Source organism: Streptomyces sp. DSM 116795 (assembly GCF_055792905.1).
Genome location: NZ_CM147707.1, coordinates 1,537,542 through 1,551,707, shown reverse-complemented (window position 1 = coordinate 1,551,707; position 14,166 = coordinate 1,537,542). Strand labels below are relative to the sequence as shown.

The 14,166-nt window shown below is 72.0% G+C and carries 8 protein-coding genes; 6 read left to right on the top strand and 2 right to left on the bottom strand.

The window, feature by feature from the left end; translation table 11 throughout:
• The first annotated feature begins 23 nt into the window (after nt 1–23).
• The 3 genes from ACSMXX_RS06585 to hflX all read left to right on the top strand — a co-directional run bounded on the left by ACSMXX_RS06585 (nt 24) and on the right by hflX (nt 5,685).
• Nucleotides 24–2,237: a RelA/SpoT family protein gene (locus tag ACSMXX_RS06585; protein ID WP_473183100.1), complete on the top strand. Its 2,214-nt coding sequence runs from the start codon at nt 24–26 to the stop codon at nt 2,235–2,237.
• Between the two features lie 99 nt (nt 2,238–2,336).
• On the top strand, nt 2,337–3,836 hold the full coding sequence (locus ACSMXX_RS06580; RefSeq protein ID WP_473183099.1) for a M1 family metallopeptidase: 1,500 nt from the start codon (nt 2,337–2,339) through the stop codon (nt 3,834–3,836).
• Between the two features lie 346 nt (nt 3,837–4,182).
• A complete protein-coding gene (gene hflX / locus ACSMXX_RS06575; RefSeq protein WP_473183098.1) occupies nt 4,183–5,685 on the top strand; it encodes a GTPase HflX in 1,503 nt (500 codons plus the stop codon).
• A gap of 102 nt (nt 5,686–5,787) precedes the next feature.
• Here hflX and ACSMXX_RS06570 read toward each other — a convergent pair whose 3' ends face one another.
• Nucleotides 5,788–6,987: a trypsin-like serine peptidase gene (locus ACSMXX_RS06570; protein ID WP_473183097.1), complete on the bottom strand. Its 1,200-nt coding sequence runs from the start codon at nt 6,985–6,987 to the stop codon at nt 5,788–5,790.
• A gap of 526 nt (nt 6,988–7,513) precedes the next feature.
• Entirely contained in the window at nt 7,514–8,725 is a 1,212-nt protein-coding gene (locus ACSMXX_RS06565) for a trypsin-like serine peptidase (protein WP_473183096.1), read from the bottom strand.
• Between the two features lie 412 nt (nt 8,726–9,137).
• Between ACSMXX_RS06565 and ACSMXX_RS06560 the strand changes: the two genes are divergently transcribed.
• From ACSMXX_RS06560 to ACSMXX_RS06550, 3 genes are all read left to right on the top strand, one after another.
• Entirely contained in the window at nt 9,138–11,216 is a 2,079-nt protein-coding gene (locus ACSMXX_RS06560; RefSeq protein WP_473183095.1) for an IucA/IucC family protein, read from the top strand.
• A 36-nt stretch (nt 11,217–11,252) separates the two neighbouring features.
• Nucleotides 11,253–12,116 (top strand): GNAT family N-acetyltransferase, encoded by an 864-nt coding sequence (locus ACSMXX_RS06555; RefSeq protein WP_473183094.1) that lies wholly within the window; start codon nt 11,253–11,255, stop codon nt 12,114–12,116.
• Between the two features lie 154 nt (nt 12,117–12,270).
• Nucleotides 12,271–14,148, top strand: a complete 1,878-nt coding sequence (locus tag ACSMXX_RS06550) for an IucA/IucC family protein (protein WP_473184666.1) — start codon at nt 12,271–12,273, stop codon at nt 14,146–14,148.
• Nucleotides 14,149–14,166: the final 18 nt, after the last annotated feature.

Below are 14,166 nucleotides of genomic sequence, written 5' to 3'. Positions count from 1 at the left end.
GCGTCGCGTCAGCGGGAGGTGCCATGAAGAGTCTCCGAAGGCTCAGCCGCGCGGCCCTGCTGGGGCAGGCACCGCGCCGTGACGGCCTCCCGGACGCCATCGAGCACGTGGCTCAGGTGCACCGCGCGCACCATCCCGGGGCCGATCTCGGCGTGCTGCGCCGCGCGTACGTCCTCGCCGAGTCCTCGCACCGCGGTCAGATGCGCAAGAGCGGCGACCCCTACATCACACACCCGCTCGCCGTGACGCTGCTGCTGGCCCAACTCGGCGCCGAGACGACCACGTTGACCGCCTCCTTGCTCCACGACACCGTCGAGGACACGGATGTGACGCTGGAGCAGGTGCGCAAGGAGTTCGGCGAGGAGGTCGGGTATCTCGTCGACGGCGTCACCAAGCTGGAGAAGGTGGACCACGGCGCGGCCGCCGAGCCGGAGACCTTCCGCAAGATGCTGGTCGCGACCGGCAACGACGTCCGGGTGATGTCGATCAAACTCGCCGACAGGCTGCACAACATGCGCACCCTCGGCGTCATGCGTCCCGAGAAGCAGGTCCGCATCGCCAAGGTCACCCGTGACGTTCTGATCCCGCTCGCCGAACGACTCGGAGTGCAAGCGGTCAAGAGCGAGCTGGAAGACCTCACGTTCGCGATCCTGCACCCCGAAGAGCACGCCCTGGCAAGGGAGTTGATCTCGGAGCACGTCCGTGAGCCCGATCCGCTCACCGGCGTCGCCACGTCCGTACGGAGGCTGCTGCGTGAGGCGGACATCGCCGCGCAGGTGCTGATCCGGCCGCGGCACACGGTTTCCGTGCACCGACTGCGCCTCAAACGCGGTGAGTTGGGCCCGTGCGACTTCTCGCGGCTGCTCATCATGGTCGAGGAGGACGCCGACTGCTACGCGGTCCTCGGCGAACTGCACACCTGCTTCACGCCGCTCGTCGCGGAGTTCAAGGACTTCATCGCCGCGCCCAAGTTCAATCTCTACCGCTCGCTGCACACCGCCATCGCCGACGACGAGGGCAGGGTCGCCGAAGTCCTCGTGCGTACACGGCAGATGCACCGGATCGCCGAAGCGGGGGTGATCGCTCTGGGCGACCCGCACCGTGCTTCGGCTTCGGCCGCGGAGCCCGGACCGGCGCAGGCCGTCGAGGGCGAGGGCACCGGCGAGCACGGCGGCCGCGGCTGGCTCTCCCGGCTGCTGGAGTGGCAGAGCCACGCCACCGACACCGAGACCTTCTGGGCGGAGCTGCACGACGAGCTGGCGCAGGACGGCGAGATCACCGTCTACTGCGCCTCGCCCGGTGCGGCGCCCGCGTCCGGCGGCGGCCCGCTGGCCCTGCCCGCGGGCGCGACGTGCGTCGACGCGGCCTACGCGCGGTACGGAGACGCGGCGCACCGCTGCATCGGCGTCCGCGTCAACGGACGGCTGACAGCGCTGAGCACCGTCCTGCGGGACGGCGACGCCGTTCAGCTGTTCATGGAGCCCGCCGCCGGGGCGGTCCCCTCCGGGCCGTCGCCGGAGTGGCTGGAGCACGCCCGTACGCCCGCCGCCCGCATCGCCATCCGGCAATGGCTCGCGGCCCATCCGCCCGCGCCCGAGCAGGAGCCGGCCCCGGTGGGGCGGGGCGAAACGGGTGGGGACGCCGCCGCCCGTGTGTGGTTCGACGACGACGTGCCTCCGGGGTCCGTGCTTCGCGACGCCGCCGGGGAGTCCCGTACGGGCGGGAGCGTGCGCACCGCCCCGCGCGCGGAGTGCGACATGGCGGCGGGAGCCGGGGAGGGCACCGCCTCCGTCGTCGCGGAGGACCCGCACGCGGCGGTACGGCTGGCCGGCTGCTGTACGCCCGTGCCGCCCGACAGCGTCACCGGATTCGCGGTGCGCGGCGGCACGGTCACCGTCCACCGCGACAGCTGCCACTCCGTGACCCGGATGACCTCCACCGGGCGGCGTCCGGTGCCGGTGCGCTGGGAGCAGGGCGCATCCGGGTGCAGGGTGACGCTGCGTGCGGAGGCTCTGGGCCGGACACATCTGCTGGCCGACCTGACCGAGATCATCGCGGCCCAGGGCGCGACCGTGGTCTCCGCCGAGGTCGAGCCGCCCCGCGAGCAGCGCGTACTGCACACGTACACGCTGCAACTGCCCGATGCCGCCGGGCTGCCGGCCCTGATGCGCGCGATGCGCCGGGTCCCCGGGGTCTACGACGTCACGCGGGCCGCGCGCCCGGTTCCGGCCCGCTGACGGCGGGCGGCAAGGGCGACCGCCGGGTACCGACTTCTTTCGGGTGTGCCGCTGCTGTGCCGACCCGGAAGCCGATCGATGTGCTGATAGCACTAATGCATGGTCGACTCATCTCTCGCAGTGAAAAGGCCTGCTCACAACCCCCGCATCCGAGCCCGGAACCACAACCGCGCCCTCGCCCGTACGTCCGCGGCCGTCGCCTGCGCAGTCCTCGCGCTCGTCGGTGCGGGGCTGCCCGCCCCGGAGCCTCTCGGAGCGGGCGACCGTCTCTTCCCGCACCTGGGCAACCCCGGGTACGACGTGCGCGCCTACGACATCTCCTTCCGCTACGGCGGCGACAACACCGAGCCGCTTCAGGCCCGTACGGTCATCGATGCCGACGTCACCGCCGAGGACGGACTCCCGCGCTTCAACCTCGACTTCGCGTCCGGCAAGGTGCGCTCCGTCAGCGTGGGCGGGCGCGCAGCCCGGTTCGAGCGGGCGGGCGAGGACCTGGCCGTGACCCCCTCGGCGACGGTCCGCAAGGGCCAGCGCATGCGGGTCGTCGTCCGGCACACGAGCCCGACGCAGGGCGTGACGAACGGCGGCTGGGTACGTACCCGGGACGGGCTGGCCATGGCCAACCAGCCCGACGCCGCGCACCGCGTCTTCCCCGGCAACGACCACCCCTCGGACAAGGCCCGCTTCACCTTCCACGTCACCGCCCCCAGCGAACTGACCGTCGTCGCCGGAGGACGGCTCCGGAGCAAGGCCCCGCGGGGAGAGAACACCCGGTGGACGTACCGGGTCGCTCACCCCATGGCCACCGAGCTCGCCCAGGTCTCCGTCGGCCGCTCCCACGTACGGCGAGCGAAGGGCCCGCACGGCCTGCCGCTGCGGGACGTGGTGCCGGTTCGCGACCGGGAGAAGCTGCGGCCCTGGCTGGAGAAGACCCCCCGTCAGATGAAGTGGCTGGAGCGGCGGCTGGGTCCCTACCCCTTCGAGACCTACGGGGTGCTGATCGCCGACGCGCAGACGGGGTTCGAGCTGGAGACGCAGACGCTCTCGCTCTTCGAGAAGCAGCTCTTCACCATCCGCTCGGTCCCGTCCTGGTACAAGGAGTCGGTGATGGTGCACGAGCTCGCACACCAGTGGCTCGGCGACAGCGTCTCCCCCCAGACGTGGGACGACCTGTGGCTGAACGAAGGCCACGCCACCTGGTACGAGTGGCTCTACGGCGCCGAACGCGGCGGCACCTCGCTGGACTCCCGGGCGCGGAAGGCGTACGAGAAGTCGGACAGCTGGCGCAAGCAGCACGGACCTCCCGCGAAGCTGCACGCGCTGAAGCCGGACAACAAGACCGACATCTTCCGCAAGAGCGTCTACGACGGCTCGGCGGTCGCGCTCTACGCGCTCCGCCAGAAGATCGGCAACGAGGACTTCTTGCGCCTGCAGCGTGAATGGATCACTCAGCACCGCGACGGAAACGCCTCCACCGCGGACTTCGTACGGCTCGCGAGTGCCGTCGCGAAGAAGGATCTGACCGGATTCCTCAAGGACTGGCTGTACGGCGAGAAGACCCCGCCGATGCCCGGGCACCCGGACTGGCGCAGCTCCTGAGAGACAGCCCCGGGAGCCCCCTTCGCAACCGGCAGGGGAGCGGCGGGTCTTCGGCAGGCGGAACGCGGCCCGGGCCCTTGTCCGGGCCGCTGCCCGTGCGTACCGGGGCCCTGGGGTTCGGTGCGGCTGTGTGCGGTGGCCCGGCCCGGGCCGGCAGCGCGGCGGCCCGGCGGCCCGGCACAAATCCGGGTGACGGCACCGGGTGCCCGTGCCACCATTTCGGTCGGCGCACGACGCGCTTCGCCGGGCCTGCGGCGGGAATCAATACCGCCTGACGAGCGTTGCCCATAAAGGAAAGACCGGCGTTTCTCCCGGCCCGCATCTCTCACTCCGACCTAAGGATCCAATGACCTTCTCCTCTTCTCTTCCGCACAATGGCCAGCGAGTCGCCGAGTCCGACCGCCGAGCTGACGCCCTGATGGAAGAGGACGTTGCTTGGAGTGACGGGGTCGACGGCGAGCGTGACGGCGATCAGTACGACCGCAGCGAGCGTGCCGCCTTGCGCCGCGTGGCGGGTCTCTCCACCGAGCTGGAGGACGTCACAGAGGTCGAGTACCGGCAGCTGCGCCTGGAGCGCGTGGTGCTCGTGGGCGTGTGGACGTCCGGCAGCGCACAGGACGCGGAGAACTCCCTGGCGGAGCTCGCCGCCCTGGCGGAGACGGCGGGGGCTCTCGTGCTCGACGGGGTCGTCCAGCGCCGTGACAAGCCGGACCCGGCCACGTACATCGGATCCGGCAAGGCGCAGGAGCTGCGCGACATCGTGCTGGACAGCGGCGCGGACACCGTCGTCTGCGACGGTGAACTGAGCCCCGGCCAGCTGATCCATCTCGAGGACGTCGTCAAGGTCAAGGTCGTCGACCGTACGGCCCTGATCCTGGACATCTTCGCGCAGCACGCCAAGTCCCGTGAGGGCAAGGCCCAGGTGGCGCTGGCACAGATGCAGTACATGCTGCCGAGGCTGCGCGGCTGGGGTCAGTCGCTCTCCCGGCAGATGGGCGGCGGTGGCTCCGGCTCGGCCGGAGGCGGCATGGCGACCCGTGGCCCCGGTGAGACCAAGATCGAGACGGACCGCCGGCGCATCCGCGAGAAGATGGCCAAGATGCGCCGTGAGATCGGCGAGATGAAGACGGGCCGCGAGATCAAGCGGCAGGAGCGGCGCCGCAACAGGGTGCCGTCGGTCGCCATCGCCGGTTACACCAACGCGGGCAAGTCCTCGCTGCTCAACAGGCTCACGGGCGCGGGCGTCCTCGTGGAGAACTCCCTGTTCGCCACGCTGGATCCGACCGTACGCAAGGCCGAGACGCCCAGTGGCAGGCTGCACACGCTCACCGACACCGTCGGCTTCGTCCGGCATCTGCCGCACCACCTGGTGGACGCCTTCCGTTCCACGATGGAGGAGGTGGCAGACGCCGACCTCATCGTGCATGTGGTCGACGGCGCGCACCCCGCTCCCGAGGAGCAACTGGCCTCTGTGCGCGGTGTGATCCGGGACGTGGGTGCCTCGGGCGTGCCGGAGATCGTGGTCGTCAACAAGGCCGACGCCGCCGAACCGCTCGTCCTGGAACGGCTGTTGCGCGCGGAGACCGACGCGATCGCGGTGTCCGCACGGACCGGGCAGGGCGTCGAGGAGCTGCGTGCCCTCATCGACGAGGAACTGCCGCGTCCCTCCGTCGAGTTGGAGGCGCTGGTTCCGTACACCGAGGGCAAGCTGGTCTCGCGTGTGCACAACGAGGGCGAGGTGCTCTCCGAGACCCACACGGAGGACGGCACGCTGCTCAAGGCGCGTGTGCACGCGGAACTGGCGGCGGAGCTCCGCAAGTTCGTGCCGCAGGGGGCTGCGGACCTGTAAGCGGCGGCAGCGTCGCCGGCGGCTCAGGACACGGCTGCGGCCCGCCTTCCCCGTCAACCGGGGGGCGGGCCGCAGCCGTTGTGCTCGCAGGCCGGCGAGGTCTCAGTTCTTGCCGGCGTACTTCCTGCTGACGGCGTCGAAGACGCCCTTGGCCGACGGCCCGAGGCGTGGTCCGGCCAGCCAGGCCGCGGGCTGCGGGCCGATCGAATTGACCGACACCAGTTCGGGCTTGCCGCCCCTGCCCTTCATGAACCAGCCGCCGCCGGAGGACCCGCCGGTCATGGTGCAGCCGATCCGGTAGAGCGCCGGCTGCGACGGGTCGATAGTCAGGGCGCCCGGCCTGTCGGTGCAGCTGTACATCTTCGCGCCGTCGAACGGGGGCGCCGCCGGGTAGCCGTAGGAGCTGAGCCCCGAGAAGCGGTCGGCGCGCGGCGCACGGAAGTTGACCTTCACGGCGGCGCCGACCGTCTCCTCCAGCGACTTGCCCGCTGGCCGCTCGGGCCGTACGTGCAGCACGGCGAAGTCCTGCTGCGAGCCGCCGCCACCCGAAGCGGAACCCTTCTTGATCCAGTAGTCGCTGGTCTGGGCCCACTCGCCCCACCACTGGCCGTACGGGGCGACGTCCCGCGGCTGTGAGCTCTCCACCTGGGACGGCGGCAGGCCGCGGTTGTTGTAGGCGGGCACGAACATGATGTTGCGCAGCCAGCCGCCGTCGCGGCCGGAGTGCACACAGTGCCCGGCGGTGGCCACCAGGTTGGACTTCCCGGGGTTGCGCGGGTCCTCGACCACCGTTCCGGAACAGACCATCGGGCCCTTCGGGGTGTCCATGAAGACCTTGCCCGCGGGCGCCGCGTGCCGCGTGTACGGCGTCTGCACGCCGCGCGCCTTCACCGGGCGCGGTTCGGGTCCGGTGGCCTCGGCGCCGGAGGCCGCCTCGACGTCGGCGGGGACGCGCTTGCCGTTGTCCTCGGCCTCGTCCATGCGGTCCCGTTTCCAGTGGTCCTTGATGTAGGGGTTCACGAACTCGGAGCCCTCACGGACCCATTGGTCGCGGTCCCAGTTCTTCCATTCGCCGTTGCGCCACTTCTCGAGATCCTTCAGCGACGTCGGAAGATCCTTCGGCAGGTCCTCCGGGATGCCCAGATCTCCGGTCGGCGACGGCTTGGCGGACGCCTCGGCCCGCGCGTCGGTGCCGCCGCCGTCGCCGGTCTGGCAGGCGGTCAGGGTGAGCGCGAGCGCCGCGAGTACGGCGGCCGCGGCCGTGCCGGTACGGCGGTGCCGTCGGCTGCGTATCGATGACATGGAAGGGATCCCCCTGGGACTGGAACCGGAGCCCGGCCCGGAACGGGCCGGCTGGTGAGACTGACGAGGCTGAGGAGGCAGGCGGAGGCACGCGCAGGAGGCGTGCGGCGAGAGCCGACGGAAGCCTGCGGAAGCCGGCGGGGCGGGACGCCGGATGCGAATCCGGATGCGGACGCGCATGCGTGTTGCGTGCCGCCGGACCACCGGGCCGTCCCGGCGGTCCGGCGGCAGGCAGCGTCAACAGCCCGCCCCTGACTGCAGGTTCGCGGGCCACCGCGAACCTGCAGCCGGCGGCGCCTGCTGCATGGCGCCTGCTGCTCGGCGACCGCTCCGCGGCGCCTAGGGCCTCTCGTTTGGATCTTGCTGGGCTCGCGTGCCCCGGCACCGCGCCTCGCGGCGTTGTCGTCGGTCGCCGCTGCTCCGCAGGGACTCCCTCCTCCGCCTTTCCCCCAGCTACCGCTGGGAGGTGCCCCCACCACGGCACCGGACCTCGCTCCCTGATCCAGCCTGATCCAAACGACAGACCCTACTTCGCGGAGATGCCGGCGAAGACGCCCTTGGCTTCCTTGCCGAGACGGGGCCCGGCGAGCCAGCCGCCCTCCACGGGCCCGACCGATGTGACGGAGAGCAGCTGCCCGCCACTCGGGCTGAGCCAGCCGCCGCCGGAGGACCCGCCCGTCATGGTGCAGCCGACGCGGTACATGGTGGGCTGGCGGGGGTCGAGCGTCAGGCGCCCGGGCTTGCCGCTGCAGGTGAGCATCTTCGTACCGTCGAAGGGCGGCGCCGCCGGGTAGCCGTGCGGGGTGAGACCCGGAATCGACTTCACCCGGGGCGTGCTGAAGTTGATCTTGGCCGCCTTTCCGACGGTCTCCTGCAGCGACGGGCCGGACTTCCTGTCCTCCGGGCGCACCTTCATCATGGCGAAGTCCTGCGGCGCGCCCTTGCCGCCCGTCTTCGAGCCCTTCTCGATCCAGTGGTCCGTGGTGCGCGCGTTCCTCGCCCACCACACGCCGTCAGGGGCGACGTCCTCCTTGGCCGCCTTGGCCAGCTGGGCCTCGGAGAGACCCTTGGGGTTGTAGCGGGGGACGAAGACGACGTTGCGGAACCAGCCTCCGCTCCTGCCCGCGTGCACACAGTGCCCGGCCGTCGCCACGAGGTTCGACTTGCCCGGGTTGGCCGGGTCCTCGACGACGGTGCCGGAGCAGACCATCGACCCCTGCGGGGTGTCCATGAACACCTTGCCGACCGGCGGACTGGACTTGGTGTAGGGGAGCTTGACCTGCTTCGCCTTCACGCGCGCCGGGGTGGGGTCGGTGGCTCCCTCGTCCTCGCCGCTGCCGTCGCCGCTCCCGCCGTCGTCGATCTCGCTGTCGTCGACCTCGCGGTCGTTCCCGTCGGCGTCCTTCATCCGGTCCGGGTCCCACAGGTCATCGATGATCGGGTTGATGAACTCCTTGGCGCGCCGGAGCCATTCGTCCCGGTCCCAGTTCTTCCATTCACCGTTGCGCCACTTGTCGAGGTCCTCGAGCGAGCTCGGCAGGTCCTTGGGCAGATCCTCCGGAAGGCCGAGGTCCCGCTTCTTGTCCTGCTCGGCCGCCGACGCGGAAGCAGTCGGCTCGCCCCCCGCGCCGTCGTCCTCCGGGCCGCAGGCGGTCGCCGTTACGGCCAGTGCCGCGACGACCGCCGCGACGGCCAGAGCGGGACGTCGCCGCCGCCCGGGCCTCATGGTCGCTGACATGAATGAACTCCCCCTGAATGTCCTCGTGCTTGTTGAATTGTCATGACCGCCCTGCAGAAGGCGGGACGAGCCTCCCGGCGGAAGCCGAGGTGGGACCTCACCGGCGAAGCCAGGGGAAACTATGCCCCGTGCGGTGGGGGACGGGCCCGGCGGGGTCCACGGTTCCGACCGGTTCACGCCACAGATCTTCACTGCGCCCGTGATCGGGGCGCTCCGGCTTCGTTGGTACGGACGGGGGATGCGGCCCGCACTTCTGCGCGCCGAGTCGAGACCGGAGGAGACCTCTGTGAACGCGCGTACCGGAGCGGCTTGTTCAGTCCCGCGGGACCTCGTCGCCAGTGACGAGTCCGGCACTCCCGTACCGCACGCGCCGCCGGTTCCCGGTGCCCCCCTGACGCCGTCCGCTCCGCCGGTGGCTTCGGCGCCGTCCGCACCCGCGTCCGTGCCGGTGGTGTCCGTACCTGGGGCATCCGTGCCCGCGCCGCCGAGTGCCCCGTCCACCGCCTCCGCGTCCGCGGGACTCCTGCCCGGTCAGGCGCAGGGCCCGGGGCCCGGTCAGCCCGGTCACCGTACGGACGCTCCCGCCGGCGCCGGCCGGGACGACCCGGCGCGTACCGCCGATGCCGCCGGCATCGCCAACCTGCTGTGCTGCTGGGTACGGGAGAGAGACATCCCTGCGCCCGCGGACGGCAAGCCCCTCCTGCTCCCCATGGACGCCACCGGAGTCACCGTGCGCGTCCCCGTGCGCTACTGGTCGCCCACCGGGCGGCACGCCTTCGGGCCGCCGCTGCTCGACGGCGCCGCCGAGGGCGCCCCACCGCTCGACGCCGTGGCCCTGGCCGCACTCATCGCGCGCGAGGCCGCCCACCAGGGCCGCGGCGGCAGCCCCGGCACAGCGCAGCCGGACGCCGGCACGGGCGGCAGGACGGACGCTGGCACGGACGGCGGTACGGACCGCGGTACGGACGCTCCCGTCCCCGGTGCGCAGGGCGCCTTGGGCACAGCAGGTCCCGCCCCCGCGGAGGCCGCCGACCTCGTGGCCCGGGTCGCCGACTCCGTACGCCGCGCCACCGAGTTCCTGACCGAGCGCGCCATCGAGCCCGGACTCCCGCACGGGAACGGCCCGTTCCTCGACGCCGAACAGTCGCTCGTCCTCGGCCACCCGCTGCACCCTGCCCCCAAGAGCCGCCAGGGTCTCTCCGACGACGAGTGCCGTGCGTACTCGCCCGAACTGCGGGCCGCCTTCCCGCTGCACTGGATCGCGGTGGACGAGTCCGTCCTCGCATGCGACTCCGCCTGGACGGAGCGGGGACGCACCGTCGGCGCCGAGCAGCTGGCCGTCCGGCTGGCGGGGGAGGCTCTCACCTCCCGACTGCCCGCCGGCAGCGTGCCGTTGCCGCTGCACCCCTGGCAGGCGCGCCGGCTCTCGCACCGTCCCGCCGTGGCCCGGCTCCTCGCCGACGGGCTGCTGACCGACCTGGGCGAGGCAGCGGACCTCTGGCACCCGACGTCGTCGGTCCGTACGGTGATGCGGCCCGGCGGACCGGCGATGCTCAAGCTCTCCCTCGGCCTGCCCATCACCAACTCCCGCCGGGAGAACCTGCGCAAGGAACTGCTCCGCGGACTCGAAGTGCACCGGCTGCTGCGCTCCGGCCTCGGCGCCCAGTGGCGCGCGGTGCATCCCGGTTTCGACATCGTCCGCGACCCGGCGTGGCTCGGAGTCGACGGGCCGGACGGGCAGCCGCTGCAGGGGCTGGACACGGTGATCCGGCACAACCCCTTCGGACCGGACGACGACGCCGTCTGCGTGGCGGGGCTGACGGCCGAGCACCCCCGGCCCGGTTCACCGCGTGGGTCGCTGCGCTCACGTCTGGCGGACATCGTCGAAGGGCTCGCCGCACGCACGGACCGGTCCGTGACGACCGTGACCACCGAGTGGTTCCTGCGCTACCTCGACGCGGTCGTGGCGCCGGTGCTCTGGCTGGACGCACACGCCGGCATCGCTCTGGAGGCACACCAGCAGAACACCCTCGTACTGCTCGACCGTGCCGGATGGCCGGCGGGCGGCCGGTACCGCGACAACCAGGGCTACTACTTCCGCGAGTCCCGGCGCGACGCCATCGGGCAGCGGCTTCCCGGTGCGAGCCCCGGTGTCGAGAGCGACTCCTTCGTCGACGACGCCGTGGCCGACGAGCGCTTCGCGTACTACCTCGGGATCAACAACGTGCTCGGCCTGATCGGCGCCATGGGCGTCCAGCGGCTCGCAGACGAACGGGTGCTGCTCGCCGCCGCGCGCCGGTTCCTGCGGACGCGGGCGGAACGCGCCGGCGACGGCGGCCCCGTCTCGGCGCTGCCAGCCCTGCTGCTGGATTCGCCGACGCTGCGCTGCAAGGCCAACCTGCTCACGCGGCTCCACGGCATGGACGAACTCGTGGGCCCCGTCGACACGCAGTCCGTCTACGTCACCGTCACCAACCCCCTTTACCGGTGAGCGGCCGCGCCGCACCCCGAGAGGAGGAGCCCTCACGTGAACCTTCCGAACCCGGGTGCGTCCGGCACACCTGACACCTCCGCGCCGTCCGCCGGCGAACCGGCCCGTGAGGCGGGCGGTGACGACACCATCGACCTGCGGCTCACCGGCGAACTGGCGGAACTGCTGGCCGAACACGAGCAGTACGGACGGGACGCCTCCGACGTCCGCGTACGGCACACGCATGCGGTTGCGGACGTGCCGGGGGAGCGGCCCGGGACCAGCCCCGGGACCGGCCCCGGGTCAGGGCCGGAGCCCGGGCGCGGGCCGCGGCCCGCGGCGCCCCGGGGCGACCTGCTCGACTCCGTCGGCAACTGGCCGGCTTCCGTGACCCCCGTGGGCACCGTTCGGCTCGTCCCCGTCCGCATGGAGCGCGACCTGCGGCTGATCGCCGCCTGGATGAACGACCCCGCGGTGGCCGCCTTCTGGGAGCTGGCCGGTCCTCCCGAGGTGACGGCGGCACATCTGCGCGCCCAGCTGGAGGGCGACGGGCGCAGCGTGCCCTGCCTGGGCGTACTCGACGGAGTCCCGATGAGCTACTGGGAGATCTACCGCGCCGACCTCGACCCGATCGCCCGCCACTGCCGTGCCCGTCCGCACGACACGGGGCTCCACCTTCTGATCGGCGGCGTGCCCGACCGGGGGCGCGGGATCGGCACCGCACTGCTGCGCGCCGTCGCCGATCTCGTACTCGACCAACGGCCCCGCTGCGGGCGGGTGCTGGCCGAGCCGGACGTACGGAACGTCGCCTCCGTCGCCGCCTTCCTCAGCGCCGGCTTCCGGCTGTCCGCCGAGGTCGATCTGCCCGGCAAGCGTGCCGCGCTCATGGTCCGCGACCGGGCGCTGCGCGACGTGCTCTGAGGGCCGCCCACGTCCCAGCACTGCGGCCGGCCCTGCCAAGGCCCGGCCACTCCTGTCCTGTCCCCGAACAAGGAGATCCACTGTGCACCTGCCGGACCCCGACGACCGCCACGACGAATCCCGAACCCCTGCCGCGCCCGCCCTGCCGCCCGGCATGGACCACGACAGCTGGCGCAGGGCCGGCCGGCGCCTGCTGGTGAAGATGATCAGTGAGTTCGCGTACGAGGAGATCATCCGGCCCGTGCCCGATACGCAGCACGACTTAAGTGCCGGAGCGGAGCCGTCCGAGCCGTCCGACGTTTCCGAGCCGTCCGACGTTTCCGAGCCGTCCGAGCCGTCCGAGCCGTCCGAGCCGTCCGAGCTGTCCGGGGCAGACGAACGAACCTCCGCCGCACCCCTCCCGTACCGCCTCCGCGTCAGCGACGACCTCACCCTCCGCTTCCGCGCCCGCCGCGGCGCCTACGGGCACTGGAACATCGACCCCGCCTCGCTCACCCCCGCCGACGCCGACCCCTTCGGCTTCGTCCTGCGCGCGCACGACACGCTCCTCGGACTCACCGGCGACACGACCGGCCACCTCATCCGCGAGCTGTCGGCCACCCTCCTCGCCGACGTACGGCTCAGCGAGCGCGAACTGCCCGCCGCCCGCCTCGCCGACCTCGGATACGCGGAGCTCGAAGGCCACCAGAAGGGCCACCCCTGGCTCGTCGCCAACAAGGGCCGCCTCGGCTTCTCCGCCTCCGACGCCGACCGCTGGACGCCCGAGGCACGCCGCGAGCAGTGCCTGCCGTGGATCGCCGTACGGACCGGCCTCGCCGCCTACCGCGGCGTCCCCACCCTCGCGGAGCCGCACCGCCTGTACGAGCGCGAACTCAGCCCCGACACCCTCCGGGACTTCCGCCACACCCTGCGCTCCCGGGGGCTGCCCTCCGAGGACTACCTCTTTTTGCCCGTACACCCCTGGCAGTGGGACGAGACGATCGCGCCGCTCTTCGCCGACTCGCTCGCCAAGGGCGAGATCGTCCCGCTCCGCTCCGACGGCGATCTGCGGCTGCCGCAGCAGTCGGTGCGTACCTTCCTCAACACGAGCCGGCCCGAACGGCACACCGTGAAGCTGCCGCTCTCCGTGCTCAACACCCTTGTCTGGCGCGGCCTTCCGACGGAACGGACCCTCGCGGCGCCGGCCGTCACGCAGTGGATCCACGGGCTGCGCGACGGCGACGCGTTCCTGCGCGACGAGTGCCGGGTGATCCTGCTCGGCGAGGTCGCCTCCGTCACCGTCGGACACCCCCTCTACGACCGGCTGCCGCAGGTGCCGTACCAGTACCGGGAACTGCTGGGCTGCATCTGGCGCGAACCGCTCGTCGGGCAGCTCGAATCGGGGGAGCGGGCGCGCACCCTCGCCTCCCTCATCCACACCGACGCCCGCGAGAGGTCGCTCACCGCCGAACTCGTCGAGCGGTCCGGTCTCCCGCCGCGAGTGTGGCTGCGCCGTCTCTTCGCCGCGCTCCTGCCGCCGCTGCTGCACTTCCTCTACCGCTACGGAACGGTCTTCTCCCCGCACGGCGAGAACGCGATCGTCGTCTTCGACGATGACGACGTCCCCGTACGGCTGGCCGTCAAGGACTTCGTCGACGACGTCAACATCAGCGCCGAGCCGGTACCCGAGCTGGAGGACATGCCCGCGGAGGTGCGCGGGGTGCTGCTGACCGAGCCGCCGCACTTCCTCACCCAGTTCATCCACTCCGGTCTCTTCGTCGGCGTCTTCCGCTATCTCGCGCCGCTGTACGAGGAGCAACTGCACGTCCCGGAGGAGGAGTTCTGGTCGCTGCTGCGCTCGGAGACCGACCGCTACCACGCCCGTTTCCCCGAATTGAAGGAACGCTTCGCGGCCTTCGACCTGCTCACCCCGCGCATCGAACGCCTCTGCCTGAACCGCAACCGGCTGCACATGGACGGCTACCGCGACAGCTCCGAGCGTCCCCACGCCGCCGTGCACGGCACCGTCCCCAACCCTCTGCACCCCGCGTGAGCGCACCGGTGGCGGACG

Excerpts from the sequence above, each read along its gene's own strand:
- ACSMXX_RS06585 (WP_473183100.1), top strand. The coding sequence starts at position 24 with ATGAAGAGTCTCCGAAGGCTCAGCCGCGCGGCCCTGCTGGGGCAGGCA.
- ACSMXX_RS06580 (WP_473183099.1), top strand. The coding sequence starts at position 2,337 with ATGGTCGACTCATCTCTCGCAGTGAAAAGGCCTGCTCACAACCCCCGC.
- hflX (WP_473183098.1), top strand. The coding sequence starts at position 4,183 with ATGACCTTCTCCTCTTCTCTTCCGCACAATGGCCAGCGAGTCGCCGAG.
- ACSMXX_RS06570 (WP_473183097.1), bottom strand. The coding sequence starts at position 6,987 with ATGTCATCGATACGCAGCCGACGGCACCGCCGTACCGGCACGGCCGCG.
- ACSMXX_RS06565 (WP_473183096.1), bottom strand. The coding sequence starts at position 8,725 with ATGTCAGCGACCATGAGGCCCGGGCGGCGGCGACGTCCCGCTCTGGCC.
- ACSMXX_RS06550 (WP_473184666.1), top strand. The coding sequence starts at position 12,271 with ATGGACCACGACAGCTGGCGCAGGGCCGGCCGGCGCCTGCTGGTGAAG.